Raw genomic sequence first — 24,601 nt, 5'->3', positions numbered from 1 at the left:
CGCCGTAAGCCCAAGGCTCAACGCCCCATGTCCGAGGATGACAGTCGACGCCACCCAGACGCCGACGAGAAACCCGCCGAAAAACCGCATCGCTCCTGGCTGGACCGCATCAGCGCCGCCCTCTCTGGCGAACCGACCAGCCGCGAGGATCTGATCGAACTGCTGCGCGACGTGCAGGCCGACGGGCTGATCGGCCCGGACACCCTGCGCATGATGGAAGGCGCGATCAACATCGCCGACATGACGGTCGCCGATGTGATGGTGCCGCGCGCGCAGATGGTGGCGCTGTCGGTGGATGCCGCCCCGATGGAGGTGGTCCACCAGGTGGTCGAATCTGGCCACTCGCGTTTTCCGGTACACGGCGAAGACAAGGACGAGATTCTCGGCATCCTGCTGGCCAAGGATCTGCTGCGCGCCGTAGTGGCCAGCGAACGCCCCGCGAGCCTGCACACCCTGCTGCGGCCAGCCGTCCTCATCCCCGAGGCCAAGAACCTGAACGTGCTGCTGCGCGAGTTCCGGCAGTCGCGCAATCACATGGCCATCGTCATCGACGAATACGGCGGCGTGGCCGGGCTGGTGACGATCGAGGACGTGCTGGAGCAGATCGTCGGCGAAATCGACGATGAGCACGACGATGCCGCCGACGAAGGCGTGCTGATCGCGGCCCAGGCCGACGGCCAGTTCGTGGTGGACGCGCTCACCCCGATCGCCGACTTCAACGAGCGCTTCGGCGCCGATTTCGACGATGACGAATACGACACCATCGGCGGGCTGGTGACCGCCGCCATCGGCCACCTGCCCGAGGCCGGCGAGGAGCTTTCGCTCGGCCGCTTCACCTTCCGGGTGGCGCGCGCCGACGCGCGCCGGCTGCATGCCCTGCACGTGAGCGTGCATGCCGACGACTGAGCGCGCGCGCACGTCAATCCAGCTGGCGCTGGCCCTGCTGCTGACCCTGCTGACGGGCCTGGCCCGGGCCGCGCCGCAGGCGACATCCGCCACGCCGCCACCGCCGCGGATCGGGGTGGTGACGATGGGCCCGGGCGAGGTGTTCTGGGAACGCTTCGGGCACGACGCCATCGTGGTGGAAGACCCGCGCACCGGCGTCCGCACCAACTACAACTTCGGCTTCTTCGACCTCGACGAGCCCGGCTTCCTCGGCCGCTTCGTCAAGGGCGACATGCGCTATCGCTTGGTGGCGCTGCCGCTGGACGAGGACATGGCCTATTACCGCGAGGTCGGACGCGGCGCGTGGGTGCAGTGGCTGGACCTGGAACCGGAGCAGGCGCGGGCGCTGGCGGCGGCGCTGGCAGAGAACGCCCGCCCCGAGAACGCACGCTACCGCTACGACTACTTCACCGACAACTGCGCCACCCGCGTGCGCGACGCGCTCGACCGCGCGCTCGACGGCCATCTGCGCAAGCAGCTGGAAGGCCGTTCCAGCGGCGACACCTACCGGGGCGAGGCGCTGCGCCTGGCCTCGCCGGAGGCGTGGATGTGGCTGGCGTTCGACATCGGCCTGGGGCCCTACGCCGACCGCCCGCTGAGCCGCTGGCAGCAGGATTTCCTGCCGCGCCGGCTGGCCGACGACCTGCGCAAGGTCAGCGGCACGACCGGGCGTCCGCTGGTGGCCGCGGAAGCGGAACTGCTGCCGCAGCGGCTGCCGCCGGAACCGGCCGAGCACGCGCCACTGCTGTGGCCGTGGCTGCTGGCCGGCGCCCTGGCCGCAGCCGGCATCCTATGGCTGCGCGCGTCCCGTCCGCGGCTGCTGGCGGGACTGGCGCTGGGCTTCTGGCTGCTGTGCGGTCTGCTCGGACTGGTGCTGGCGCTGGGCTGGGCGTTCACCGACCACCAGGCGATGTGGGCCAACCGCAACCTGCTGCTGTTCAACCCGCTGTGCCTGCTGCTGGTCCCCGGCGGGCTCGCCCTGCTGCGCGCGCGCACGCCCACGCCGCGCTTCCGCGCGCTGCTGGTGGCGGTGGCGATGCTGGCGCTGCTGGCCTGCCTGCCGCTATGGCTGCAGCTGTATCCGCAGCGCAACGGCCACTGGATCGCCCTGCTGCTGCCAATCCATGCGGCACTATCGCGCGCCTGGCGCAGGCCGGCGGGTTGATGACCATCTCCAGCACGGGCAGGATGCGCGGATGAGCCGACTGCATGCCTCCCAGCGCCAGGCGATCGTCAACTGCGCGGTGTACGATCGCGCCGGGCGCCGTCGCGACATTCCGATCGACGCGATCAGCGAGGAGCTGACGCAGGACGATGGCCGCTTCGTCTGGATCGGGCTGTACGAGCCGGATGAAGCCGTGCTGGACGTACTGCAGGAGGAGTTCGGCCTGCACGATCTGGCGGTGGAAGACGCGCACAAGGCACACCAGCGGCCCAAGCTGGAAACCTATGGACATGGGCTGTTCATCGCCGTGCATACCGCGCAGCGGATCGCAGGCGAGGTGCGCTTCGGCGAAACCCAGATCTTCGCCGGCCCACGCTACCTGGTGACGGTGCGCCACGGCGCCTCGCTCAGCTATGCGCCGGTGCGCCAGCGCCTGGAGCGCGAGCCGGAACGGCTGGCCCTCGGCCCGGCGGCGGCGCTGCACGGCGTGCTGGACTTCATCGTGGACAACTACCAGGCAATCGTGGCGACCTACGCCGATGCACTGGACACGCTGGAGCAGGACATCTTCGCCGAGCACTACCAGCGCGGCACCATCGAACGCCTGTACCGGCTACGCAAGGACCTGACCCGAATGCGGCTGGCGGTGCTGCCGATGCAGGACATCCTGGCTCAGTTGGAGCGCAGCGCGGCGCTGCCGGTGCCGGACGAGATCCGGCCGTATCTGCGCGATGTGCACGACCATGCCGCGCGCGAAGGCGACACCATCGACACTCTGCGCGAGATGGTCGCTGCCGCGATGAACGTCAATCTGTCGCTGGTGACGGTATATCAGGGCGAAATCGTGAAGAAGCTGGCCGGCTGGGCCGGGCTGCTGGCCGCGCCGACCCTGATCGCCAGCTGGTACGGCATGAACTTCGACCACATGCCGGAACTGCACGGCCGCTGGAGCTACCCGCTGCTGATCGTGGGCGTGCTGTTGGTCTGCGTCGGGCTTTACCGCTATCTGCGTCGGATCGATTGGCTGTAGCGCCCATCAGCGCAGCCAGAACACCACCCAGGCCAGCGCGGCCAACGCCGCGGCAGCGGCGACCCACCACCACAGCGGCATGCGGAAACCGCCTGCGCGCGGCGCCAGCTGCTGCAGCTCGGAACGGGTGGAATCCAGCAACCGGAAGCGCACCGTATCGAAGCCGATCTCGTCGCCAGCCACGGCCAGCCCCTGCAGGATGCGGCGACCGTTGAGGAAGGTGCCGTTGGTGGAGCCGGCATCCTCGACCTGCACGCCGTCCGCCATCGGCACCAGCCGCGCATGCTGGCGCGACAATCCTGCATCCTCGATCTGCAGCGTGCACTCCGGTGCGCGCCCGACGGTGGTGACGCCCGTCAGCGGATGGCTGCGCCCCAGCATCGAACCGGAGACCCCGCGCAGGACGAAACGCGGCAGCACCGGGCGCACCCGCGTCATCCCGATATCCCCCGCCGCCTCCGGAGATTCTGCGGTGGACGCCGCCGCGCCGCTCCTGGCCACCACGGGCACCGGCATCGCCGCCAGCCGGACCTGGATGCCCGCGATGTCGAGCTGATCGCCCGGACGCAGCGCGATCAAGCCCTGCACCGGGCGCGCATTGACGCTGACCGCAGCCTCCGGCATGACCTGCAACAGCACCCGCCCGCCGGTCATCTGCAGCGCGCAGTGCTGCGGCAATACGCCCGGCTGCTCCAGCACGATTCCAGAATCCGGAGCGCTGCCAATGGTGGTGACATCGGATTCCAACAAGTACGGTGCGTGCTCGCCCCCCGGAAACATCAGCTTCATACCATCAAGCTCCCCTCGCTACTCCTCAGGCACTGCCCGGCCAGCCTCCCCGGCTGCCGGCATGGAGTTGTCAAAACTTCACTGACCGATATGGCGTCGCAGCCAGGCGTTCACCGTCTCGTGCCATTGCACGCTGTTCTGCGGCTTGAGCACCCAGTGGTTCTCGTCCGGGAAATATAGGAACTGCGACTCCACCCCCTTGCGCTGGGCCGCGGTGAAGGCAGCGATGCCCTGCTCCACCGGAATGCGGAAGTCCTGCTGGCCGTGCACGATCAGGATCGGCACCCGCCAGTCCTTGACATGGTTGGCCGGGTTGAATTTCTGGTAGCCGGCCGGGTTGTCGAACGGGGTGCCGCCGTTCTCCCACTCGCTGAACCACAGCTCCTCGGTGGCGTAGCCCATCATGAAATTGTCGAACACGCCGTCGTGGGCGACGATGCACTTCCACGGCTGGTTCCAGTTGCCGGCGATCCAGTAGGCCATGAAGCCGCCGTAGCTGGCGCCCAGCGCGCAGGCCTTGTCGCCGTCGAGGAAGGGATAGGTCTTGAGAGCGTACTCCCAGCCCTTCTGCAGGTCCTCCAGCGGGCGGTCGCCCCAATGGCCGGAGATCGAATCGGTGAACGCCTGGCCATAGCCGGTGCTGCCGTGGAAGTCGATCATCACCACCGCGTAGCCCTGCCCCGCGTAGGTCTGCGGGTTCCAGCGGTAGCTCCAGCCGTTGCCGAAGCTGCCCTGCGGGCCGCCGTGGATCAAAAACGCCACCGGATACTTCTTGCCCGGCTGGTAGTTCCACGGCTTGACCACGTAGCCGTGCACGGTCTCGTCGTTCCAGCCGCGGAAGCGGAACTGCTCGAACTGGCCCCAGGCCACGTCCGGCAGCATCTGCGCCGCGCTCGGGGTGATCTGGCGCAGCGGCGCCTTGCCGTCCGGGCTGGTGGTGTAGAGCACATCGCCCGTGACCAGTGAATTGCGCGCCAGCGCCAGGGTCGGCCCGGCGAGGTCGAACGCGGACACGCTGCCGTCCTTCACCACCGTCTCCACCTCGCCGTTGGCCAGCGCGACGCGGAACAGCGGATGCTGGCCCAGCTCCTCGGCGGTGGTGTAGATCCACTTGCCGTCGGCGGACAGACGGATGCCATCGGCCGAGACATCCCAGCGCGGCGCGATTTCCTTCGCCTTGCCGGTGGCCAGGTCCATCGCCATCAGCGCGAAGCGGTCGGCCTCGAAACCGGGCCGCTTCATCGCGCGGTAGTACAGGGTCTTGCCGTCGGCGCTGAACACCGGGCTGGCGTCCCAGGCCTTGTTGGCCGCAGTGACGTTGCGCGCGCCGCTGCCATCGGCGTTGACCAGCCAGATGTCGAAGTTGGTGCTCCACGGCTCCTCGCGATTGGCCAGACGCACGCTCATGGCCACGGTCTTGCCATCCGGCGACCACGCGAAGTCGGACAGATCACCGAACGGCTTGGATGGAATGTCGCCGTGGATGCCACCGCTGAGCAGGGTGGCCGAGGTGAGCATCCCCTCGCCGCCCAGCCTGGCGGCGAACACGCGGTTCAGGCGGCCGTCGTTCCAGGCATCCCAGTGGCGGATGAACAGGCGGTCGAACACCTTGCCGGTGGCCTTCGCCGCCTCGGCCTCGTCCAGCTTCTTCCTGGTGCAGGCCAGGTCGGCCTGGCACTCCGGAAATACCGCCAGCGCCAGCGCCACCTGCTTACCGTCGGGCGAGAGCTTGTAGCCGTCCACGTCGATCGGGAAATCGGTCAGGCGCTTGGGCTCGCCACCCGCCGCTGGCATCGCATACAGCTGCATCGAACCCAACTTGGCGCTGAGGAAATACAGCGTCTTGCCGTCCGGGGAGAACGCCGGCGAGTTCACGCTCCAGCCTTCCGGCGATACCTGCTTCGGCGGTCCCATGTCGCGACTGGCCAGATTGCGCATCCACAGGGAGGTGCTGGGCTTGTTCGTGTCTTTATCGACGGTGCGCCTGGCGAATACCAGCACGCGCCCGTCCGGCGACAGCGTCGGCGCGGAATAGCGGTCCATATAGGCCATGTCCTGCACGCTGAAACCGCGCTTGGCGGCCGGCGGCGCGTCGGCGGCCAGCGCCGGCAGCGACAGGACAAGGGCGAGCGGAAGGAGGGCGTGGCGAAGGGTCATGGCAGTGGTTCCATGGAGCAGGAAATGAAGACGCCCGCGCAAGCGCAGGCGTCGCAGGGTTCAGGCGTTCGCATGCGCCCTGGCGCCCGTGCGGTAAATCAACCAGGCGACGACGGCAAGCACCGCCAGGCCGACGCCCTGCCCGAAATGGAACCGCTCCGGCAGCGCCAGCACATCGGCGCGCTCGCTGAGTACGATCGGGATCGCGATCAGGATGCCCATCAGCGCCTCGCCCGTGATCAAGCCGGCCGAGAACAGCACGCCGGGACGATGCACCCGATCGCGCAGCGCCTCGTCGTGAGTACCGGCGATGCCATGGCGCTTCTCGACGGCATGCGCCAGCAGGCCGCCGAGGAAGATCGGCACCATCAGTTCCAGCGGCAGGTAGATGCCGATGGCCGCCGCCAGCACCGGCACCCGGAAACTGGAGCCGCGCGCCTTCAGCCAGCCATCGAGTGCGATGACCAGCGCGCCGACGCCGACGCCGACGCCGATCATGTCCCACGGCAGGTGACCGCCGAACAGGCCTTGCGCGACCGAGGCCATCAACGTGGCCTGCGGCGCCTGCAGCGAGCCGGGACGGGTGGGGTCGCCGATCCCGTAGGCCTGCGCCAGCAGGTTCAGCACCGGCGCCATGATCAGCGCGCAGGAGAATGCGCCGATCCCCAGCATCAGCTGCTGCTTCCAGGGCGTGGCGCCGACCAGATAGCCGGCTTTGAGGTCCTGCAGATTGTCGCCGCCGACCGCCGCCGCGCAGCACACCACCGCGCCGATCATGATCGCGGCCACCGCGCCGATCTTGGAATCGCTGCCCAGCAACAGCATCAGCACCACCGAGGCAAACAGGATGGTGGCGATGGTGATGCCGGATACCGGATTGTTGGACGAGCCGACCAGGCCGGCGAGATAGGCCGACACCGACACGAACAGGAAGCCAGCCACGATCATGATGAGCGTCATCGGAATGCTGACGCTCCAGCTCTGCACGATGGCCTGATACAGCAGCAGCAGCGGCAGCACGAACAGCAGCAGCGCGATCAGCATCCATTTCATCGGCAGATCGCGCTCGGTCTCGGGCACCTCGCCGCCGCCCGCGCCTTTGCGCGCGGCGGCAATGCCGCTCTTGATCCCCGACAACAGCGAGTTGCGCAGCGAAAACAGCGTCCAGATGCCGCCGATCAGCATCGTGCCGACGCCGATATAGCGCACCTTCTCGGCGCGGATCAGCCCGGCGGCATCGGCAGCGCTCAGCCCCGCGAGCTTGGCGGCGAATGCCGGATCGAACGAGGCGGCATAGGCGTGATAGATCGGAATGGCGACGTTATAGGCGAGGATGCTGCCGGAGACGACCACGATGCCGATGTTGAGGCCGACGATATAGCCCACGCCGAGCAGCGCCGGCGACAGACCGGTGCCCATGTAGCCGAGATACTTGCCGAAGAAGCCGGCACCCGTCGCATTGTCCGGGATCATGCGCAGGCCGCTTTCGGCGGCCAGCTTCACCAGCGCTCCGATGCCCGCGGAGGCGCCGAGGATCTTCAGCCCCGGCCCCGGGTTCTCGCCCGCCTTCAGCACTTCGGCGGCGGCCTTGCCTTCGGGGAACGGCAGCGGCTCCTCGACGATCATCGAACGCCGCAGCGGCACCGAAAACAGCACGCCCAGCAGGCCGCCGAGGCCGGCGATCGCCAGCACCCACGAGTATTTGAAGTCCTGCCAGTAGCCCAGGATGATCAGCGCGGGAATGGTGAAGATCACCCCGGCGGCGATCGAGGAGCCCGCCGATGCGCCGGTCTGCACGATATTGTTTTCGAGGATGCTGCCGCCCCCCAGCAGGCGCAGCACACCCATCGACACCACCGCCGCCGGGATCGCGGTGGCGATGGTCAACCCGGCGAACAACCCCAGGTAGGCATTGGCGGCGGACAGGATCACCGCCAGGATGACTGCCAGCGCCACTGCGCGAAACGTCAGCTGTGGAACCGGCTGCGTAGAAGTGGACATCGGGCCCCTCGTCTGGATACGGTCGCCGAAACGTAGCCGCTGCGCCAGCGTAAGTCCAGTACGGGAGGCGCGGCGCCGTCGCAGGAATGCGGTGCGGTCTCGCTCCGGCCAAGCGAATATCGGGGAGCGACCTGGGGCGGTACCGCTCCGCATCCCCCATACTTTCTCCGCACCCTTCGGACCGCACCCTTCGGAAGATCCACATGCAGACCATCACCCAGGCCGGCCCGGCCGCAGGCGACGACTTCCTCGGCCACCCCAAGGGCGTCTACGTCTGCTTCTTCACCGAGATGTGGGAGCGCTTCTCGTTCTACGGAATGAAGGCGCTGCTGCTGCTCTACCTCACCAAGTACCACCTGTTCGGCGACAAGGCCGGCCTGGACCTGCTGGGCGCCTACGGCGGGCTGGTGTACTGCATCCCGGTGATCGGCGGGCTGCTGGCCGACCGCTGGCTGGGGATGCGCAAGGCGGTGACCTTCGGCGGCGTGCTGCTGGTGCTGGGCCATATCGGCATGGCGTTCGAGGGCCACGCGGCGACGCTGCAGGCCGGCGTCGCGGTGCGCGACGAGGGGGCGCTGAAGGTGATGTATCTGTCGCTGGCGCTGATCATCATGGGCGTCGGTTTTCTCAAGCCGAACATCTCCACCATCGTCGGCAAGCTGTATGCCGACAACGACCCGCGCCGCGATTCCGGCTTCTCGCTGTTCTACGCCGGCATCAATCTCGGTTCGCTGTTCGCCTCGCTGGTGTGCGGCTACGTGGGCGAGACCTGGGGCTGGACGTACGGCTTCGGCGCGGCCGGGATCGGCATGCTGGCGGGCCTGGCCATGTTCCTGTGGGGTCAGAAATACCTGCACGGCCACGCCGAGCCCGCCGACCCGGCCGCGCTGCGCGCGCGCGTCGCCGGCCTGCCGCGCGAAGGGCTGATCTACGCGCTGGCGGTGCTGGGCGTGGTGCCGGTGGCGTGGCTGATGTGGGCGGCGGCCAACGGCGCGTTCGCACTCGGCGGCGAAATCTCGCTGGCGCTGCTGCTGATGCTGGTGGTGCTGGGCGCGGTGCTGCTGTGGTTCGCCTGGTTCACCGGCACCCGCTGCACGCAGGTCGAGCGCCAGCAGATGATCGCGCTGATGGCGCTGATCTTCATGGCGCTGGTGTTCTTCACCCTGTACGAGCAGACCTATGGCTCGTGGGTGACCTTCACCGACCGCCTGCTGACCAAGGACATCGTGCCGGCGCTGGTGGTGCGCGACGGCACGCCGTGGCCGTGGTCCGCGCTGTCGCTGCTGCTGGCGCCGCTGGCGTTCTTCGTGGCCGCGCGGATGTCCGACCGCGCCCCCGCCTCCCGCGCGCCGCGCGCGCTGTTCCTCGCGGTGAGCGCGCTGATCCTGGTGCTGCTGGTGCGCGACTGCGTGGCGCTGCCGCAGACCGCGGGCTCCTTGACCTACCTCGGCGCGTTCTTCCTGGTCGCGCTGGCGCCGCTGTTCTCGGCCCTGTGGGGCTGGCTGGACGCGCGCGGCGCCGACCCGAGCAAGCCGGCGAAATCGGCATTCGGTCTGCTGCTGGCGGGGCTGTCCTTCATCCCGCTGGCGCTGGCCGCGCAGCAGGTCGGCGCGACCGGCGCGATGGCCAGCGTGTGGTGGCTGGTGCTGGCCTACCTGATCCTCGAGATCGGCGAGATGTGCCTGTCACCGGTGGGGCTGTCGGCGGTGACCCAACTGGCGGTGCCGCGCGTAGTCAGCCTGATGATGGGCACCTGGTTCCTGGCCACCGCGTTCTCGGAGACGCTGGCCGCGCTGCTGGGCAAGCTGGCCGCGATCGAGGTGCCGCAGGGCGAGGCGCTGGACATCGCCGCGGCGGCCCCGAAATACGCGCACCTGTTCTGGTTGCTGACGTGGATCGGGATCGGCTGCGCGGTGGCCGCCCTCATCGCCGCGCCACTGCTGCGACGCATGATGCACGGGGTGAAGTGAGCTTGCCTCCAGACTCGCGGCCCGTGCGAAAAGCCGCTGCTACACTCCCTGGCCTGATCGCAAGGAGACCCGCCGCATGCCGACGCCACGCCCGCTTGCTCTCGCCTTGATCACCGCACTTGCCGTCAGTCTCGCCTCTCCGCAAAGCCTGGCCGCCAAGAAGAAACCGGCAGCGCAAAAGAAGGCGGCAGCCGTGGTCTCTGCTGCATGCAACGATCTCTATACGGAAGCCAACAAGGGCTGGCTGGCCGCCAACCCGATGCCGGCGGCGGGCGCCATCTCCGCGCTGGGCCAGCTCGGCGCGCGCGCCGAGCAGCAGCAGCGCGACCTGCTGGATGCCTTCATGCGCGCTCCGCAGAACACGGTACAGAAGCTGCTGGGCGATTTCTGGGCCAGCGGCCTGGACGAGGCGGCAGTGGAAGCCGACGGCGCCGCGCCGATCGCACCGCTGCTGCAGCGGATCGACGCCATCCGCAGCAGCAAGGACATCGCGCCTGCGATCGCGGCGCTGCATCAAGTCGGCATCCCGGTCGTGTTCGACTTCAGCGCCGACGTGGACCTGCGCGACCTCGACCGCCACCTCGGCTACTTCAGCCAAGGTGGCCTTGGCCTGCCGGACCCGGCCTACTACACCCGCAGCGATGCCGACACCCAGGCGCTGCTCGCGCGCTATGCCGACTACATGCGCAAGATCCTGGCCCTGACCGGGGTGCCGGCCAAGGACATCGAGACCCAGACCGCGCTGGCGCTGGACGTGGAGAAGCGCATCGCCGCCGCCGAACGCCCGCTGGCGGACCTGCGCGATCCGCGCAGGAACTTCGCCCCCGTCGCCACCGCCGGCCTCGGCAAGCAGTACCGCAACCTGCAGCTGGACGCCTTCCTGAAGGCGCAGGGCGTGAGCGACGACGCCGTGTCGATGGCCGACCCGGCGCTGTTCGCCAGGCTCGATTCGCTGGTGGGTACGCTCAAGCCGGCGCAATGGCAGGCCTACCTGCGCTGGCGGGTGGGCGATGCGATGGCCCCCTACCTGTCGAAGCCGTGGCGCGACGCCGCGTTCGACTTCCGCGGCAAGGTGCTGCTGGGCCAGACCGAACCAGCACCGCGCTGGAAGCAGGTGCTAGACGCCATCAATCTGGCCGCTGGCCCGATGCTCGGCCGCGAGTATGTCGCCGCCTATCTGACCGACGCCACCCGCCAGCAGGCCGAGCAGATCGCCACCCAGGTACGCGCTGCGCTCAGGCAGGAAATCGAACGTAGCGAACTCCTGCAGGGCGCGGCCAAGGCCGAGGCGCTGAAGAAACTGGACGGGCTCAAGGTGGAGATCGGCGCGCCGCGACGCGACCTCGACTACAGCGTGCAGCCGATGGGCCGCGGCAGCTTCGGTAGCAACATGCTGATCGCCTCCACCTGGCGCCACCGCCAGGAGATGCGCCGGATCGGCAAGGGCAACGCCGAGCGCCGCTGGGACGTGCTGCCGCAGCAGCCGGCGCTGGCCTACGACCTCGCCCACAACCGCCTGATCGTCACCGCGGCGATGCTGCAGACCCCGGTATTGGATCTGACGATGCCATTGGGCAATCAATACGGCGCGTTCGGCGCGCTGGTCGGGCACGAGCTCAGCCATGCCGTGGACGGCTTCGGCCGCTACGTGGACGGGGACGGCAATGTACGCGACTGGTGGACGCCGGAAGATGCCGCGCGCTGGACGACGCTGGCCGATGCCGTCGCCGCTTTCTACGGCCGGCTGCCCTACCCTGGCCTGCCTGGGGTCAAGGTCGATGGCAAGCTGACCCGCGACGAAAACGTGGCCGATCTGGCCGGGCTCACATTGGCGCACGCGGCGCTCGCCGCGGCGAAACCCGAACTGGACGCACAGGCCGAGAAAGGCTTCTACATTGGCTGGGCGCAGCTGTGGGCGCAGCAGGTGACCCCGGACGAAGCGCGCCTGCGCGCACGCCAGGACGTGCGCGCGCCGGGCGTATGGCGCGCCAACGCGCCGGCGATGCAGCAGCCCGGCTTCGGCAAGGCATTCGGCTGCAAGGCCGGCGCGCCGATGCTGGTGAAGGACGCCGAGCGCATCCGGCCGTACTGAAGGCGATGCCCTCCGCGCGCGGCGCAGACCGCACCGCAACCTGCTCGCCGCTCAGCGCACGATGCGCATGCGCGGGCCACCGCGGCCGCCGCCGAACGGCGGCTGCCCGCGCCAGTAGCGGATCAGCAGCCAGCCAAACAGCATTCCGCCCAGGTGCGCGAAATGGGCCACCCCTGGCTGCAGACCGGTGACACCCACGCCCAGCTCGAACAGGCCATACACGATCACCAGCGTGCGCGCCCGCATCGGAATCGGCGGAAACAGCAGCATCACCCGCTGATTGGGAAACAGCATCCCATAGGCCAGCAGCAGCCCGAACACGCCGCCGGAGGCGCCGATGGTGGGGTATGGCTCGGTGCCATGCGCCAGCGCGTAGGATCCCACCACCAGCTGGCACAGCCCAGCGCCGATGACGCTGACCGAGTAGTAGGCCAGAAACCGACGCTCGCCCCAGACGTATTCCAGCGGCGCGCCGAACATCACCAGCGCCAGCATGTTGAAGACCAGATGCAGCAGCCCGCCGTGCAGGAAGGCGTATGTCGCCAGTTGCCAGGGCATGAACGCCGGCGCCAGCACGTCCAGACCATCGCTGACGTCGCCCCACGGCCACAGCATGAAATCGAGCAGGCGCTGATTGCCGAGCAGCACCTGCAAGGCAAACCCCACCAGGTTGGCGATCAGCAGAGACTTGGTGACCCTGGGCAGGTTGAACGGCATCCGTGCGTCATCCGGTTTCGTTGCAGCGCATCATAGCCGCTCAGCGCGGCCGCCAGAGCACCGCATCGAGATCGTCTTCAGCCGGCGGCAAGCGCACCCGGCCGCGCACGACCTGCACACCCTCGGCCTGCAGGCGCCGGCATTGCTCGCGAAACGCATCCGACCCCGGCGGGAAGGCGATCCGCCCGTCCGCGCGCAGCACCCGGTGCCAGGGCAGGCCGGGGTCCTCGCTGCGCGCCAGCAGCCGCGCCACCCGCCGCGCGCGCCCCGGCAGCCCGGCGCGGCGGGCGATCGCGCCATAGCTGGCCACCTGCCCACGCGGCAGGGCGCGAATGGCCGCCAGGATGCGCTGATCGGGCGCATCGTGCGCAGCGGGAGGGTCGAGACGAGCCATGTTCCGCGCTAGCATAGCCGGCGGTCCATCCATGGTGACGCCGTCATGCAGAACTTCGAACAGATCCGCCGCCATCTGGTCAGCGCCGGCTACCGCCTGAGCGTGCAGGAACCGTTCCTGGTTTGCGTGGAGCTGTCGCTGGCGCAGGGCAAGCGGCATCAGGCGATCTTCCTGGCCGAACTGCAGGGCGATGATGGCCGCAACTATCTGCGGGTCAGCACCGCAGTGGCGCCGATCGTCGGGCTGGATGCGCGGCGCGCGCTGCGCTTCAACTTCGAAAGCCGGGTCGGCTATCTGGCGATCAGCGAACTCGACGGCGTCCCCTTCCTGCACCTGTGCGAAAACCGTCCCTATGACGGGCTGACCGCCGCCGAAATCGACCGCCTGGTGCTGGAGATCGGCGGCACCGGCGATCAGATGGAACACCGGATGTCGGCCGGCGGCGACCTGCTGTAAGCGCGCTCGCGCCGACCGTCGCCGGATCTCCGGTCAAGCCCAGCCCAGCGCTTCCAGCAGCCGGAACAGGCCATAAGCCATGCCGCCTGCAGCCGGCAGGGTCAGGATCCACGCCCAAATGATGCGTTCCACCACGGTGAGCTTGAGCGCGCGCGGGTTCTTGGCGAACCCCACGCCCATGATCGCGGTGGAAATCGAGTGGGTGGTGGACACCGGCATGCCGTAATGCGCCGCCAGGGTCAGGATGGTGGCCGAGCTGGTCTCCGCCGCGAACCCATTGATCGGATGCAGGCGCACCATCTTGTGGCCGAGGGTCTTGATGATCCGCCAGCCGCCGGACGCGGTGCCGAACGCCATCACCAGCGCGCAGGTGACGATGATCCAACCTGCGATCCCCTGCGGATCGGTACTCGATGGATGCAGGAAGGACAGCCACTCCGGCAGATCGTTGAGCGCACCGGCGGACTGCGCGCCGAACAGGGTCAGCGCGATGATGCCCATGGTCTTTTGCGCATCGTTCTGGCCGTGCGCATAGCCCATGTAGGCGGCGGACAGGATCTGCACCTTGCCGAAGAATCGATTGACCTTGTGCGGCCGCGCCAAGCGGGCAAGCCGGCCACCGGCGCGCGCCAGCATGCTGATGATCGCCCACAGCAGCAACATCACCAGGATGCCCAGCAGAAAGCCCGCGATCGGCGAGGACACCATCGGCACCACCACCTTCCACAGCAGGCCCTTGTTCTTGGTCCAGTCGCCCATCGTCTGCGACCAGATCAGCGCATTCATGTCGTTGTGGGCCGCGGCCAGCGCCGCCCCGCACAGACCGCCGATCAGGGCATGCGAGGACGAGGACGGCAGCCCCTTCCACCAGGTGATCAGGTTCCACGCGATGCCGCCCAGCAGCGCGCACAGAATTATTTGCGAGGACACCTGCACCACGTCGGTATCCACCAGGCCGGAGGCGATGGTCTTGGCCACCGCGGTCCCCATCATGGCGCCGACCAGGTTCATCACCGCAGCCAGCATGACCGCCTGCCACGGCGAGAGCACCTTGGTGGCCACCACGGTGGCGATCGAGTTGGCGGTATCGTGGAAGCCGTTGATGAACTCGAACACGAGCGCGGCCACGATCACCACGAGCACGAGGGTCAGCATGGCGCGGCCCCGTCAGCTGTTCTTGAGCACGATCTGGTAGGCCACCACGCCGGCCTCGCGGCAACGGTCGATGGCCTTCTCCAGGATCTCGAAGAACTCCTTGAGCAGGAACATCTGCAGGCTGTCCAGCCGGCCGGAGTAGATCTCGCGGTACAGCTCCAGCATCAGCCGGTCGGCCTCGTTCTCGATCGCCCGCAGCTTTTCGTTGAGCGCGCTCATGCGGTCGAGGTTCATCCGGCGCAGATCGCCCACCATCTCCACCACGACCGCCGCGGCCTGCTCCAGCATCGCCGCGCGCGGCGCGAAATCGATGTGGGCCAGATGCTGGACCGCCAGCGCGTAGCGATCGGCGAACTTCTCGATCTGCTTGGGAATCTTGAACAGCGCCGAGCCCAACGCCTCGATGTCCTCGCGCTCGATCGGGGTGATATAGCTGTCCACCAGCGCGCGGCTGATCTTGTCGGCCGCCGCGCGCTCACGCTGGCGCGCCAACTTGAACGCATCCAGCGCCGGCTGGCGGTCGGCGGCCTTCATCATCGCGTGCAGTGCCTTGGCGCTGTCGTAGGCGGCGGCTGCGGCATCGTCCAGCAGCGCATAGAACTGCATGCCGGAGCCGAAAATGGTTTGCAGGGAAAACATGGGCCTGAGCGCAAGCTTGAGCGAAAAGTTGCGGGATTATGACATTTCCGCAACACCCAAAATAGGCCGCCCGCGCTGTGCCCGCAGGCTCAGGCCGGGGTGCCGAACCGTCCCAGCGGCGCGCCGGCCAGCAGGTGCAGGTGGATCTGGAACACGGTCTGGCCGGCGTCCTGGTTGCAGTTCATCACGAGCCGGTAGCCCGATTCAGCGAACCCCTGGGCCTTGGCGTAGCGCGCCGCGGCGGTCGCCAGCCGGCCGATCACGAGCGCGTCTTCCTCCGGCACGTCGTTCAGGGTGGCGTAGTCGCGCTTGGGCACGAACAGCACGTGCACCGGCGCCTGCGGCGCGATGTCGCGGAAGGCGATCAGGTGCTCGTCCTCGTACACGATATCGGCCGGAATCTCGCGGCGTAGGATCTTGTGGAAGATGGTATCGGCCATGGCAAGACGCAGGAGAAGAGCAGAATCTAGGGAAGGTCTGGACAGCACCATCCAGGCGTTGTCAGCCCAGCCGGGTCCGGTATCGGCCCGGACTCGGCGCCCACGCATCCATCACGGGCATGCTGGATGCGTGGCCGGTCATCCATGGCCGGCGGGAACCTCTGCGTGGATCCGAGGTTCTCTCGGGCGAGTGTAGGCCAGACACCCGCCGCTCTCCACCCTGCCGCCACTCATCCTGGCATCTCGCTGCGGCTGCCGAACGCATGCGACAAGGTGCCGCGATCCACGTACTCCAACTCGCCCCCCAGCGGCACGCCATGCGCCAGCCGGCTGGGGCGCACGCCGCGCGCACGCGCCAGCTGCGCCAGGTAGTGCGCGGTCGCCTCGCCTTCCACCGTAGGGTTGGTGGCGACGATCAGCTCGCGGACCTCGCCTTCCTCCAGCCGCTGCGCGAGCAGATCCAATCCCAACTCGCGCGGGCCGATGCCATCCAGCGGGCTGAGCCGTCCCTGCAGTACGAAGTACAGCCCGCGATAGCCGGTGGCCTGCTCGATTGCGAGGCGATCGGCCGGGGTTTCCACCACGCACAGCAGGTGGGCGTCGCGCGCGGGGCTGGCGCAGACCGCGCAGACCTCGACCTCGCTGAAGTCGCGGCAGCGCCGGCAGTGCCCCACCCGCTCCATCGCCACCGCCAGCACTTCGGCCAAGCGACGGCCACCGTCACGCTGGCGCTCCAGCAGGTGATAGGCCATCCGCTGCGCGGACTTCGGGCCGACACCGGGAAGCACGCGCAGGGCGTCGATCAGTTGTTCGAGCAGGGAAGCGGTCATATGGTCCTGGCCGTCATCTCCGCATTGACGGATGACGGCAAGAAGAGATCAGAACGGCAGCTTCATCCCGGGCGGCAGCGGCAACCCGGCGGTGGCCGCGGCCATTTTCTCCTGACTGGCCGCATTGATCTTGTTGACGGCGTCGTTGAAGGCGGCGGCAATCAGGTCTTCGAGCATCTCCGGGTCCGCGAGCGCGGCCGGATCGATGCGCACCTTGCGGCAGTCCATGCGCCCACCCAAGGTGACGGCGACCATTCCAGCGGCGGCGCTCCCGGTGACCTCCAGCGCGGCGATCTCTTCCTGCACACGCTGCATGTTTTCCTGCATTTTCTGAGCCTGCTGCATCAGCTGGGCAATGTTTCCACGCATATTGGCGTCCGTTTCGTTTGGGCTTCGTTGGGATAGGGAATCGGAACGCGTCAGGCATCCAGCGGCCGGATCGAATCCGGCAGGACCTGCGCGCCATGCGTCTGCACCAGACGCTGGATCGCGGGATCGGCCAGGAAACCGGCCTCGGCGTCGGCCTGGCGGATATCGCGCTCGCGTGCGCTGCGCGCCTGCGCAGTCTGCCCCTGGGTCGCGTCGATTTCGAACCGCACTTGCGCCGGGCCACCCAGGCGCCGGCTGAGGACGGCATCCAGTTGCAGCACCAGGCGCGGCGATTTCAGATGCTCGTGCTCCGGAGCGATCGCCAGCCGCAGCATGCCATCGGTGTGTCCGCGGAAAGCGGCGTGTTCGGCCAGCACCTTCACGGCTCCTTTCAGCTCTCCGCTGGCGGCCAGCTCACGCACCAGCTGCAGCCAGTGTTCGGAATCGGTCACCAACAGCGCGCTGGCGGCCGGCCCCGTCGCTGTCGCTGCCGGCGCAGACGGCTGTCTTGGCGTGATCGTCTCGAAGCTCTGCGCCTGCCGCATCGGATCGGACGTCGGCACCGAAGGCGCAAGATCCGTTGCTTCCTGCTGTAGCTGCGCGCGCGCACGCGCTGCCGCCTCGGCGCGGACGTGCGCAGCCGGCGCGCTGGCGTGGCGGACGGGCGCGCGGATTTGCGAAGGCGCCGGATCGCCGGCCTCTGGCCGAAACGCCAGCATTCGCAGCAAGGTCATCTCGAAACCGCTGCGCGGGCTGGGCGCCAGTTCGAGATCGCGGCGACCGTGCAGCGCCATCTGGTACCACAGCTGCACCAGCTCCGGCCGCAGGCGCGCAGCCAAGCCTTCGACATCGATGGCATCGCCGCCGACATCGACCGATGGCACCAGCTGCTTGACCTGGATGCGATGCAGCGCATGGGCAAACGCTTCGAGGATGCTGCCCCAGTCTGGCGCGAACTCCGCCAGCTGCGCCACTTCGGCCAGCAGCCGCGCGCCATCGGCATCCGCCAGCGCCGCTAGCAGCGCCTGCACCCGGGTGCGATCGACGGTGCCCAGCATGCTCGCCACCGTCGCCCCATCCAGACGACCGCCGGCATAGGCAATCGCCTGATCCAGCAGCGACAGCCCATCGCGCAGGCTGCCATCCGCAGCGCGCGCCAGCTGCGCCACCGCATCGTCATCGGCTTCGATGCCCTCGGCCGCCAGGATCTTGCGCAGCTGGCCGGCGATCTGCCCTTCGTCCAGTCGCTTCAGGTTGAACTGCAGGCAGCGGCTGAGCACCGTCACCAGCAGTTTTTCAGGATCGGTGGTCGCGAACAGGAACTTGACGTGCGCAGGCGGCTCTTCCAGCGTCTTCAACAGGGCGTTGAACGCCGGTTTGGAGAGCATGTGCACTTCGTCGATCAGATACACCTTGTACTTGCCGCGGCTGGGCATGTACTGGGCGTTCTCGATCAGCTCGCGCACGTTGTCCACGCCGGTGTTGGAAGCGGCGTCGATCTCCAGCAAGTCGATGTAACGACCGGCGTCGATCGCCAGGCAAGTCTCACACTCGCCGCAAGGGTCGGCGCTGGTGCCGCGCTCGCAGTTCAGGCTCTTGGCGAAGATGCGGGCGATGGTGGTCTTGCCGACTCCACGGGTGCCCGTGAACAGGAACGCATGGTGGACGCGGCCGGTCTGCAGCGCATTGGTCAGCGCGCGCACCACGTGTTCCTGACCGACCAGTTCGGCGAAACGCTTGGGGCGCCACTTGCGAGCGAGCACGAGGTAGGACATGCCGGCATTGTGGCACGGAGTGAGTCATTCTCGCCGCCACGCCATCCGCGTGTTGTGGAAGCCTCGCACCACCGCTAGAATGAACCGTTCCGGAGAGGTGTCCGAGTGGTTGAAGGAGCACGCCTGGAAAGTGTGTAGGCGGCTAAACCCCGCCTCGGGGGTTCGAATCCCCCTCTCTCCGCCAGTTCAACGCATCCGGGTCGATGCTTGAAGCTTCACGGGCCGCGCCTGCCGCGGCCCGCGTCCATGGTGGCCCCGTCGGCCCCTCGCGACGCTAGGTCGAAAACCCCGCCAGGGCCGGAAGGCAGCAACGGTATCGATCGACGCGGGCGCCGAGGCCAGTCGGCGGGGCCGCCGCCTTTTCTGGCCCGGCCCGTCGCCATCCCGCGGACCGCGTCATCCGGGCGGGTGCGCGCCTGTCCCGCCAGCCTCAGTAGCCGCGCGCCCAGGTCGCCGCATAGGCCGTGCGCAGGCGGGCGAAATCGGCCTCGACTGCCTCCGCGCTGCGCATGCCGCGCTGTTTGTGCAGGGAGCGGCGTAGGCGCTGCAGGTTCGCCTCGCGCCAGCCGGTAGCGGGGATGCGCAGTCGCGAGCGGTCGAAATCGATCATCCAGCCGCGGCCCTGGGCGTCGAAGAGAAGGTTGTGCGCATTGAGATCGGCATGATCCAGGCCGGCGCGGTGGAAGCGCGCAATCAGTTGCCCGGCCGCCTCCCAGGGGGCCGCTTCATCCGCGGCCAGCGCGGCCAGCGAGCGCACGTCGCGCAGCCGCTGCATCAGGATCGCAGCCTGGTATTGCAGGCCCTCGCGTCGGTACCAGGCCGCGAACGGCAGCGGCACCGGTAGCTGCTTCGCGCGCAGAGCGCGCAGCAGGCGGTATTCGGCGAAGCTGCGCACGCGCTGGATACCGCGCCAGAGGTGGCGATCACGGCTGAATCTGGCCATCAGCCCGCCGCGCAGGTAATGCCGCAGCAGCGCATCGCCCTGGCCGGAGTCGATGAACCAGGCGCCGCCGCGCCCACCCTCCGAAACCGGTTGCGCCGCCGCGCCCCAATACTCGGGATCGAACCACGCCGGCTCGGGTTGCCGCACCTGGGTGCGGTCGAACAGAATCGCACCATAGCCGCGCGCGTCGCGGAACGGCGTCAGATGCTCGTTGGCGTCGAAACCAGTCATTCTGGCGAGTGTAGCAACCGCGTGCCCAAACCCCATGCTCCGCGCTCGATCTGCCTGCTGCGCCTATCCGCGCTGGGCGACGTCACCCACGTACTGCCGCTGGTGCACACCCTGCAAACCGGGCTACCGGATGTAGCACTGACCTGGATCATCGGCCGCGGCGAACACCGCCTGCTGGACGGCCTGCCCGGCGTGCGCTTCGTGGAGTATGACAAGAAAACCGGCCTGGCCGGGATGCGCGCCCTGCGCCGCGAGTTGGGTCAGCGCTTCGACGCGCTGCTGCAGCTGCAGGTCTCGGCCCGCGCGAACCTGCTCTCCGCGTTCGTGCCGGCACAGCGCAGGATCGGCTACGACCGCGCCCGCAGCAAGGAAGGCCACGGCCTGTTCATCAGCGAGCGGATCCCCGACTGCGGCAATGTCCATGTGCTGGACGCCATCGGCAGTTTTTGCCGTCCGCTTGGGCTGACGCGCCGGGAGGTCGTCTGGAATCTCCCGGTGCCGGACGCAGCCCATGCCTGGGCGCGTGCGCAATGGCCGGACGACGGCCGCCGCACGCTGATGATCTCGCCCTGCTCCAGCCACCCCCTGCGCAACTGGCGCGCCGAGCGTTACGCCGCGCTGGCCGATCACGCCGCCGCGCAGGGCTGGCGGATCGTGCTGTGCGGCGGCCGCAGCGAACTGGAGCGCCGCACCGGCGATGCCATCCTCGCCGCGATGGCGGCGCGCGATGGGGTGCTGGATCTGATCGGCAAAGACACCCTCAAGCAGCTGCCGGCCCTGCTCGCACGCGCCGACCTGCTGGTGACCCCGGACTCCGGGCCGATGCACATCGCCAACGCGATGGGCACCAAGGTGTTGGGGCTGCACGCCGCCACCAACCCGCACCGCAGCGGCCCGTATTCCGACCGCCGCTGGTGCGTGGACCGCTACGACGATGCCGCGCGGAAATACCGCGGCAAGCCGGCGTCGGAGCTCCCATGGGGCACGAAGATCGAGGCCGAAGGCGTGATGGATCTGATCCGCGTCGAAGACGCCATAGCAGCGTTCGAGCGCTTCCGCGCCAGCCTCGGCTGAGCCTCAAACGCCCTGCCCGCTGCCGTAATCCTGGTAAGACTTTTCCTCGACGTAAGTCGAACCCAGCGCCAGGTTGATGTCCTTCTTCACCCGTGCGCGGGTGTCGTTCTCGAAATAGACCGCCCGCGCCAGGCGGATGAACTCCGCGTCGAACGCCTGCGCTTTCTCCTTCAGGCGGATGGCGTCCTCGATCTCCCACAGCCGTTCGTTGACGGCCTTCAGCTCGGCGCGCAGAGCAGCGATGTCCTGGCGCGACGCCGGATGCGCGGCCCAGGTGGCCTCCAACGCCGCCAGCTCGTTGCGCACGTTGGCCAGCTTGGCCGGGTCGGTCATGCGCTCGGACTTGATCTGCAGGATGGCGATCTTGTCGAGCAGCTCGCCGAAGGAAACAGGAACGTGGATTTCGGACATGGACACGGATGCCGGTTGGGGGTGGCCAGTGTACCTGCCTTGCCGCCAGCCTACGCGCCCCGTATCATGCATGCCCCACTTCCGGAGAGGTGGCAGAGTGGTTGAATGTACCTGACTCGAAATCAGGCGTAGGTTTATAGCCTACCGAGGGTTCGAATCCCTCCCTCTCCGCCAGATACGCCAGCGCCCCCGTCAGGGGGCGTTGGCCCATTGGGCCCAGGCATTTCCTGAGCGCAGGCACCCACGGCACTTGCCTGCCACCGCCGCTGCCTCCACTTCCAGCACAGGCCATTGGCAACGCACCGCGGACACCATCGGGAATACCCCGTCACCCGCGTTGCCCTGCCGTCCGGTTCGCGCGCATGATGTCGTTATTACTCATGGATCCAGAGCTTTAGCCGCACGCATGATCGAATTCGGACACCTGACCCATGTCGGCCTGCGGCGCGAGCTGAACGAAGACACCTACTTCGGTGACAGCACCTTGGGGCTGTGGCTGGTGGCCGACGGCATGGGCGGACATGATTACGGCGAAGTCGCCAGCGCGCTGGCGCGCGAGGTGATCGTGCGCGAGGTGCGTGCCGGGCGCAGCCTGACCAGCGCCATTCTGACCGCCGACGAGGAAATCATTCGCTGCTCCAAGCGCCGCGGCGACAGCCTGCCGATGGGCACCACCGTGGCGGTGGCGCGGGTGGACGGCAACCGCTTCGAGGTGGCCTGGGTGGGCGACAGCCGGGTGTATCTGTGGCGAGATAGCAGTCTCACCCAGATCTCGCACGACCACAGCTACGTGCAGGAACTGATCGCCCAGGGCGCGATCAGCGCCGACCAGGCACGTAGCCATCCGCATCGCAACGTGGTGACCCAGGCGCTGGGCGTCACCGCGCCGGAGCAGCTGAACGTGGAAACCCTCTCGGGCGAGTTGCGCCCCGGCATGCAGCTGCTGCTGTGCAGCGACGGGCTCACCGAGGAGGTGGATGACCACGAGATCGCGCAGATACTGGCACACCGCGAGTGCAGCGCGCAGGAATGCGTGGATGGGCTGGTGGCGGCCGCACTGGATGGCGGCGGCTCCGACAACATCACCGTGGTACTGGTGCGCAGGCACTGAGCCTCCGCCGCCGGCGCTCCGCGAGCCGGATCGCCAGCCCAGCCGCGCACCGCCATTTCAACCCGCTTCCGCCTCCAGCTCGCGCCACAGGCAGCGCCCCGCCTTCTTCTCCAGCGCATCCAGGCGGGCGGCGTGCGCCTGCGCCTCCTCCGCCTGCACGCGCACGCGCGGACGCGGCGGCGCCTGACCGAGGTCCAGCAGGACGGCCAGTTCGCGCGCAGCGCTGACGGTCTCCTCGCCGAAGCCGATCTCGCGCTGGCCAGAGGTCATCGCCAGATACACGTCCGTCAGGATCTGCGCGTCGAGCAGGGCGCCGTGCAGCTGGCGCTGGGAGTTGTCCACGCCGAGCCGCTTGCACAGCGCGTCCAGCGAGTTGCGCTGGCCCGGAAAGCGCTGCCGCGCCAGTGCCAGGGTATCCTCGATCCGGCAGCGATCCTCGATCCGACCGGCGCCAGGGATCCGCGCCAGTTCGGCATTGAGGAAGCCCAGGTCGAAGGCCGCGTTGTGAATGATCAGCTCGGCACCGTCGATGAAAGCCAGGAACTCCTCGGCGATCTCCGCAAAACGCGGCTTGTCGGCCAGGAACTCGAGGGTCAAGCCGGTCACTTCCTGCGCGCCCTCTTCGAACTCGCGCTCGGGGTTGAGATAACGATGGAAAGTGCGTCCGGTGGGGCGTCGCTCCAGCAGCTCCACGCAGCCGATTTCGACCACCCGGTTGCCTTTCTGCCATTCCAGGCCGGTGGTTTCGGTATCGAGCACGATCTGTCGCATCAGTCGCAAGACTCCTGGGGCTGCCTGAATCTCAGTGCCTGCGCGCGTGCCAGCTGGTCCACGCGCTCGTTTTCAGGCTGCCCGGCATGACCTTTCACCCAGCGCCAGTCCACCCGATGCCGCGCCGCGGCAGCGTGCAGACGCTCCCACAGGTCGCGGTTCTTGACCGGCGTGCCGCCAGCGGTTTTCCAGCCGCGTCGCAGCCAGCCGGGCATCCATTCGGTGATGCCCTGACGCACGTATTGGGAGTCGGTCGTGAGCACCACGTCGCACGGCTCCTTGAGAGCCTCCAGCGCGGCGATCGCGGCCATCAGCTCCATCCGGTTGTTGGTCGTGGCCGGCTCGCCGCCGACCAGCTCACGCTCGACCCCGCGCCAGTGAAGCAACGCCGCCCAGCCGCCCGGCCCGGGATTGCCCAGGCAGGCGCCATCGGTATGCACCTGCACCTGCTTGCGGGCACTCATGCCGACGGCTCCGCCTGCCAACGCAGCGCACGCAGCCTGCGCTGCGGAGTCAGTGCGCGCGCCCGCTTCTCGGCGCGCAGCAGGTAGCTGGCGTGCAGACCCGCGCCCTCGTGTTCGCCCGTTGCCGCCGCGATCGACCATACCGGGCCGACTCCGAGCGAGACCGCCTCCGGCGCCAATCCGGCCGCGCGCAGGCGGCGGCGCCAGGTGATCGGTTCACGCGCACTCAGCGCGCCTCCCCGCCAACGCCAGCGATAGGGCGAAAGCGGATTCAGGGCGAACAGCCATAGCCAGCCGCCGGGCACCAGCACCCGCGCGCACTCCTCCAGCAGCGGCACGGCCGCATCAGTCGGCTCCGTATCCAGGACGTGCTGCACGATCACCACTGCGCAGGTCTCGCTGGCCAGCGGCAGCGGCAACCCGCAGCGCACGGTGCCATTGAAGCCGGCGCCGTGGCAGCGCAGGCGCAAGGTGAGCGCATCGCCTTCGCCCTGCAACAGATCGACCGCCGGCGGCGCCAGCCATAGCGCGGCCTGGCCCGGACGCTGGCGCAGGGCATCGGCCACTCCGGCAGCCTCGCTGGCCAGCACGGCCAGCCCCGCCGGGCTGGCGAACCAGGCATGGGCGCCGGCGGGATTGGGTTGACGCGCAGAGAGCATGAACGGCATGGTG

Annotated in this window: 24 protein-coding genes, 2 tRNA genes and 1 other RNA gene; 11 read left to right on the top strand and 16 right to left on the bottom strand. The window is 68.3% G+C overall.

Annotated elements, in window-relative coordinates:
- Window positions 1–27: 27 nt before the first annotated feature.
- From ML342_RS00760 to ML342_RS00750, 3 genes are read left to right on the top strand one after another with little or no spacing between them, the layout of a single operon-like run.
- Window positions 28–906, top strand: a complete 879-nt coding sequence (locus ML342_RS00760) for a CorC family transporter (RefSeq protein WP_240125007.1) — start codon at window positions 28–30, stop codon at window positions 904–906.
- Window positions 893–2,110: a lipoprotein N-acyltransferase Lnb domain-containing protein gene (locus ML342_RS00755; protein ID WP_240125006.1), complete on the top strand. Its 1,218-nt coding sequence runs from the start codon at window positions 893–895 to the stop codon at window positions 2,108–2,110. The genes ML342_RS00760 and ML342_RS00755 overlap by 14 nt, the downstream gene beginning before the upstream one ends.
- A gap of 31 nt (window positions 2,111–2,141) precedes the next feature.
- Window positions 2,142–3,140 (top strand): magnesium and cobalt transport protein CorA, encoded by a 999-nt coding sequence (locus ML342_RS00750; RefSeq protein WP_240125005.1) that lies wholly within the window; start codon window positions 2,142–2,144, stop codon window positions 3,138–3,140.
- 6 nt (window positions 3,141–3,146) lie between these two features.
- Here ML342_RS00750 and ML342_RS00745 read toward each other — a convergent pair whose 3' ends face one another.
- The 3 genes from ML342_RS00745 to ML342_RS00735 form a co-directional block, all read right to left on the bottom strand.
- Window positions 3,147–3,929 carry an FHA domain-containing protein gene (locus ML342_RS00745; protein ID WP_240125004.1) on the bottom strand — a complete coding sequence of 261 codons (783 nt, stop codon included), beginning with the start codon at window positions 3,927–3,929 and terminating at the stop codon, window positions 3,147–3,149.
- Window positions 3,930–4,007: 78 nt separating this feature from the next.
- Window positions 4,008–6,086, bottom strand: a complete 2,079-nt coding sequence (locus ML342_RS00740) for a S9 family peptidase (protein WP_240125003.1) — start codon at window positions 6,084–6,086, stop codon at window positions 4,008–4,010.
- 60 nt (window positions 6,087–6,146) lie between these two features.
- Entirely contained in the window at window positions 6,147–8,087 is a 1,941-nt protein-coding gene (locus ML342_RS00735) for an OPT family oligopeptide transporter (protein WP_240125002.1), read from the bottom strand.
- Window positions 8,088–8,290: 203 nt separating this feature from the next.
- On the opposite strand from ML342_RS00735, the gene ML342_RS00730 reads away from it, so the two are divergent.
- On the top strand, window positions 8,291–10,057 hold the full coding sequence (locus ML342_RS00730; RefSeq protein WP_240125001.1) for a peptide MFS transporter: 1,767 nt from the start codon (window positions 8,291–8,293) through the stop codon (window positions 10,055–10,057).
- A 76-nt stretch (window positions 10,058–10,133) separates the two neighbouring features.
- Entirely contained in the window at window positions 10,134–12,149 is a 2,016-nt protein-coding gene (locus tag ML342_RS00725; protein ID WP_240125000.1) for a M13 family metallopeptidase, read from the top strand.
- A 51-nt stretch (window positions 12,150–12,200) separates the two neighbouring features.
- Here the strand turns inward: ML342_RS00725 and ML342_RS00720 are convergent, their stop codons facing one another.
- Window positions 12,201–12,866 carry a rhomboid family intramembrane serine protease gene (locus ML342_RS00720; RefSeq protein ID WP_240124999.1) on the bottom strand — a complete coding sequence of 222 codons (666 nt, stop codon included), beginning with the start codon at window positions 12,864–12,866 and terminating at the stop codon, window positions 12,201–12,203.
- A 40-nt stretch (window positions 12,867–12,906) separates the two neighbouring features.
- On the bottom strand, window positions 12,907–13,260 hold the full coding sequence (locus tag ML342_RS00715) for an MGMT family protein (RefSeq protein ID WP_240124998.1): 354 nt from the start codon (window positions 13,258–13,260) through the stop codon (window positions 12,907–12,909).
- A 45-nt stretch (window positions 13,261–13,305) separates the two neighbouring features.
- Between ML342_RS00715 and ML342_RS00710 the strand changes: the two genes are divergently transcribed.
- On the top strand, window positions 13,306–13,716 hold the full coding sequence (locus tag ML342_RS00710; RefSeq protein WP_240124997.1) for a hypothetical protein: 411 nt from the start codon (window positions 13,306–13,308) through the stop codon (window positions 13,714–13,716).
- A gap of 33 nt (window positions 13,717–13,749) precedes the next feature.
- Here the strand turns inward: ML342_RS00710 and ML342_RS00705 are convergent, their stop codons facing one another.
- From ML342_RS00705 to dnaX, 6 genes are all read right to left on the bottom strand, one after another.
- Window positions 13,750–14,871 carry an inorganic phosphate transporter gene (locus ML342_RS00705; protein ID WP_240124996.1) on the bottom strand — a complete coding sequence of 374 codons (1,122 nt, stop codon included), beginning with the start codon at window positions 14,869–14,871 and terminating at the stop codon, window positions 13,750–13,752.
- A gap of 12 nt (window positions 14,872–14,883) precedes the next feature.
- Complete coding sequence (locus tag ML342_RS00700; RefSeq protein ID WP_240124995.1) at window positions 14,884–15,510, bottom strand: DUF47 domain-containing protein; 627 nt, start codon at window positions 15,508–15,510, stop codon at window positions 14,884–14,886.
- 89 nt (window positions 15,511–15,599) lie between these two features.
- Complete coding sequence (locus tag ML342_RS00695) at window positions 15,600–15,950, bottom strand: histidine triad nucleotide-binding protein (protein ID WP_240124994.1); 351 nt, start codon at window positions 15,948–15,950, stop codon at window positions 15,600–15,602.
- Window positions 15,951–16,180: 230 nt separating this feature from the next.
- The gene (gene recR, locus ML342_RS00690) at window positions 16,181–16,780 is read right to left on the bottom strand and encodes a recombination mediator RecR (protein WP_240124993.1); all 600 of its coding nucleotides are present in this window, start codon (window positions 16,778–16,780) and stop codon (window positions 16,181–16,183) included.
- Between the two features lie 48 nt (window positions 16,781–16,828).
- Complete coding sequence (locus ML342_RS00685; RefSeq protein ID WP_240124992.1) at window positions 16,829–17,149, bottom strand: YbaB/EbfC family nucleoid-associated protein; 321 nt, start codon at window positions 17,147–17,149, stop codon at window positions 16,829–16,831.
- A gap of 50 nt (window positions 17,150–17,199) precedes the next feature.
- Window positions 17,200–18,924, bottom strand: coding sequence for a DNA polymerase III subunit gamma/tau (dnaX, locus tag ML342_RS00680; protein ID WP_240124991.1), 1,725 nt, complete (start codon window positions 18,922–18,924; stop codon window positions 17,200–17,202).
- A gap of 91 nt (window positions 18,925–19,015) precedes the next feature.
- Between dnaX and ML342_RS00675 the strand changes: the two genes are divergently transcribed.
- Window positions 19,016–19,108: transfer RNA gene (locus tag ML342_RS00675), tRNA-Ser, on the top strand.
- A 71-nt stretch (window positions 19,109–19,179) separates the two neighbouring features.
- Window positions 19,180–19,276: signal recognition particle sRNA small type (gene ffs / locus ML342_RS00670), an RNA gene on the top strand.
- Between the two features lie 78 nt (window positions 19,277–19,354).
- Here the strand turns inward: ffs and ML342_RS00665 are convergent.
- Window positions 19,355–20,098, bottom strand: a complete 744-nt coding sequence (locus ML342_RS00665) for a 3-deoxy-D-manno-octulosonic acid kinase (protein ID WP_240124990.1) — start codon at window positions 20,096–20,098, stop codon at window positions 19,355–19,357.
- A gap of 21 nt (window positions 20,099–20,119) precedes the next feature.
- Here ML342_RS00665 and ML342_RS00660 point away from each other — a divergent pair, with 21 nt between their 5' ends.
- Window positions 20,120–21,172, top strand: coding sequence for a glycosyltransferase family 9 protein (locus tag ML342_RS00660; RefSeq protein ID WP_240124989.1), 1,053 nt, complete (start codon window positions 20,120–20,122; stop codon window positions 21,170–21,172).
- A 3-nt stretch (window positions 21,173–21,175) separates the two neighbouring features.
- Here ML342_RS00660 and ML342_RS00655 read toward each other — a convergent pair whose 3' ends face one another.
- Window positions 21,176–21,583, bottom strand: coding sequence for a DUF6165 family protein (locus ML342_RS00655; protein WP_240124988.1), 408 nt, complete (start codon window positions 21,581–21,583; stop codon window positions 21,176–21,178).
- 83 nt (window positions 21,584–21,666) lie between these two features.
- Here ML342_RS00655 and ML342_RS00650 point away from each other — a divergent pair.
- Together ML342_RS00650 and ML342_RS00645 are read left to right on the top strand one after the other, a co-directional pair.
- Window positions 21,667–21,757, top strand: a tRNA-Ser gene (locus ML342_RS00650).
- A gap of 232 nt (window positions 21,758–21,989) precedes the next feature.
- Window positions 21,990–22,694 (top strand): PP2C family protein-serine/threonine phosphatase, encoded by a 705-nt coding sequence (locus ML342_RS00645; protein WP_240124987.1) that lies wholly within the window; start codon window positions 21,990–21,992, stop codon window positions 22,692–22,694.
- Window positions 22,695–22,751: 57 nt separating this feature from the next.
- Here ML342_RS00645 and dnaQ read toward each other — a convergent pair whose 3' ends face one another.
- Genes dnaQ through ML342_RS00630 form a run of 3 tightly spaced genes read right to left on the bottom strand, consistent with a single transcriptional unit; the run spans window position 22,752 to window position 24,597 of the window.
- Window positions 22,752–23,465 (bottom strand): DNA polymerase III subunit epsilon, encoded by a 714-nt coding sequence (gene dnaQ / locus ML342_RS00640; RefSeq protein WP_240124986.1) that lies wholly within the window; start codon window positions 23,463–23,465, stop codon window positions 22,752–22,754.
- Window positions 23,465–23,929: a ribonuclease HI gene (gene rnhA / locus ML342_RS00635; RefSeq protein WP_240124985.1), complete on the bottom strand. Its 465-nt coding sequence runs from the start codon at window positions 23,927–23,929 to the stop codon at window positions 23,465–23,467. Before rnhA ends, dnaQ begins: the two co-directional genes overlap by 1 nt.
- A complete protein-coding gene (locus tag ML342_RS00630) occupies window positions 23,926–24,597 on the bottom strand; it encodes a methyltransferase domain-containing protein (RefSeq protein ID WP_240124984.1) in 672 nt (223 codons plus the stop codon). The genes rnhA and ML342_RS00630 overlap by 4 nt, the downstream gene beginning before the upstream one ends.
- Window positions 24,598–24,601 lie beyond the last annotated feature (4 nt).

The sequence above is a fragment of the Thermomonas alba genome (assembly GCF_022419205.1).
Taxonomy (GTDB): domain Bacteria; phylum Pseudomonadota; class Gammaproteobacteria; order Xanthomonadales; family Xanthomonadaceae; genus Thermomonas; species Thermomonas alba.
The sequence above is the reverse complement of the archived record's forward strand: the minus strand, read 5'-3'. Positions and strand labels throughout refer to the sequence as shown.

Coding starts and splice junctions, on each gene's coding strand:
- ML342_RS00760 (WP_240125007.1), top strand. CDS start 28: ATGTCCGAGGATGACAGTCGACGCCACCCAGACGCCGACGAGAAACCC.
- ML342_RS00755 (WP_240125006.1), top strand. CDS start 893: ATGCCGACGACTGAGCGCGCGCGCACGTCAATCCAGCTGGCGCTGGCC.
- ML342_RS00750 (WP_240125005.1), top strand. CDS start 2,142: ATGAGCCGACTGCATGCCTCCCAGCGCCAGGCGATCGTCAACTGCGCG.
- ML342_RS00745 (WP_240125004.1), bottom strand. CDS start 3,929: ATGAAGCTGATGTTTCCGGGGGGCGAGCACGCACCGTACTTGTTGGAA.
- ML342_RS00740 (WP_240125003.1), bottom strand. CDS start 6,086: ATGACCCTTCGCCACGCCCTCCTTCCGCTCGCCCTTGTCCTGTCGCTG.
- ML342_RS00735 (WP_240125002.1), bottom strand. CDS start 8,087: ATGTCCACTTCTACGCAGCCGGTTCCACAGCTGACGTTTCGCGCAGTG.
- ML342_RS00730 (WP_240125001.1), top strand. CDS start 8,291: ATGCAGACCATCACCCAGGCCGGCCCGGCCGCAGGCGACGACTTCCTC.
- ML342_RS00725 (WP_240125000.1), top strand. CDS start 10,134: ATGCCGACGCCACGCCCGCTTGCTCTCGCCTTGATCACCGCACTTGCC.
- ML342_RS00720 (WP_240124999.1), bottom strand. CDS start 12,866: ATGCCGTTCAACCTGCCCAGGGTCACCAAGTCTCTGCTGATCGCCAAC.
- ML342_RS00715 (WP_240124998.1), bottom strand. CDS start 13,260: ATGGCTCGTCTCGACCCTCCCGCTGCGCACGATGCGCCCGATCAGCGC.
- ML342_RS00710 (WP_240124997.1), top strand. CDS start 13,306: ATGCAGAACTTCGAACAGATCCGCCGCCATCTGGTCAGCGCCGGCTAC.
- ML342_RS00705 (WP_240124996.1), bottom strand. CDS start 14,871: ATGCTGACCCTCGTGCTCGTGGTGATCGTGGCCGCGCTCGTGTTCGAG.
- ML342_RS00700 (WP_240124995.1), bottom strand. CDS start 15,510: ATGTTTTCCCTGCAAACCATTTTCGGCTCCGGCATGCAGTTCTATGCG.
- ML342_RS00695 (WP_240124994.1), bottom strand. CDS start 15,950: ATGGCCGATACCATCTTCCACAAGATCCTACGCCGCGAGATTCCGGCC.
- recR (WP_240124993.1), bottom strand. CDS start 16,780: ATGACCGCTTCCCTGCTCGAACAACTGATCGACGCCCTGCGCGTGCTT.
- ML342_RS00685 (WP_240124992.1), bottom strand. CDS start 17,149: ATGCGTGGAAACATTGCCCAGCTGATGCAGCAGGCTCAGAAAATGCAG.
- dnaX (WP_240124991.1), bottom strand. CDS start 18,924: ATGTCCTACCTCGTGCTCGCTCGCAAGTGGCGCCCCAAGCGTTTCGCC.
- ML342_RS00665 (WP_240124990.1), bottom strand. CDS start 20,098: ATGACTGGTTTCGACGCCAACGAGCATCTGACGCCGTTCCGCGACGCG.
- ML342_RS00655 (WP_240124988.1), bottom strand. CDS start 21,583: ATGTCCGAAATCCACGTTCCTGTTTCCTTCGGCGAGCTGCTCGACAAG.
- ML342_RS00645 (WP_240124987.1), top strand. CDS start 21,990: ATGATCGAATTCGGACACCTGACCCATGTCGGCCTGCGGCGCGAGCTG.
- dnaQ (WP_240124986.1), bottom strand. CDS start 23,465: ATGCGACAGATCGTGCTCGATACCGAAACCACCGGCCTGGAATGGCAG.
- rnhA (WP_240124985.1), bottom strand. CDS start 23,929: ATGAGTGCCCGCAAGCAGGTGCAGGTGCATACCGATGGCGCCTGCCTG.
- ML342_RS00630 (WP_240124984.1), bottom strand. CDS start 24,597: ATGCCGTTCATGCTCTCTGCGCGTCAACCCAATCCCGCCGGCGCCCAT.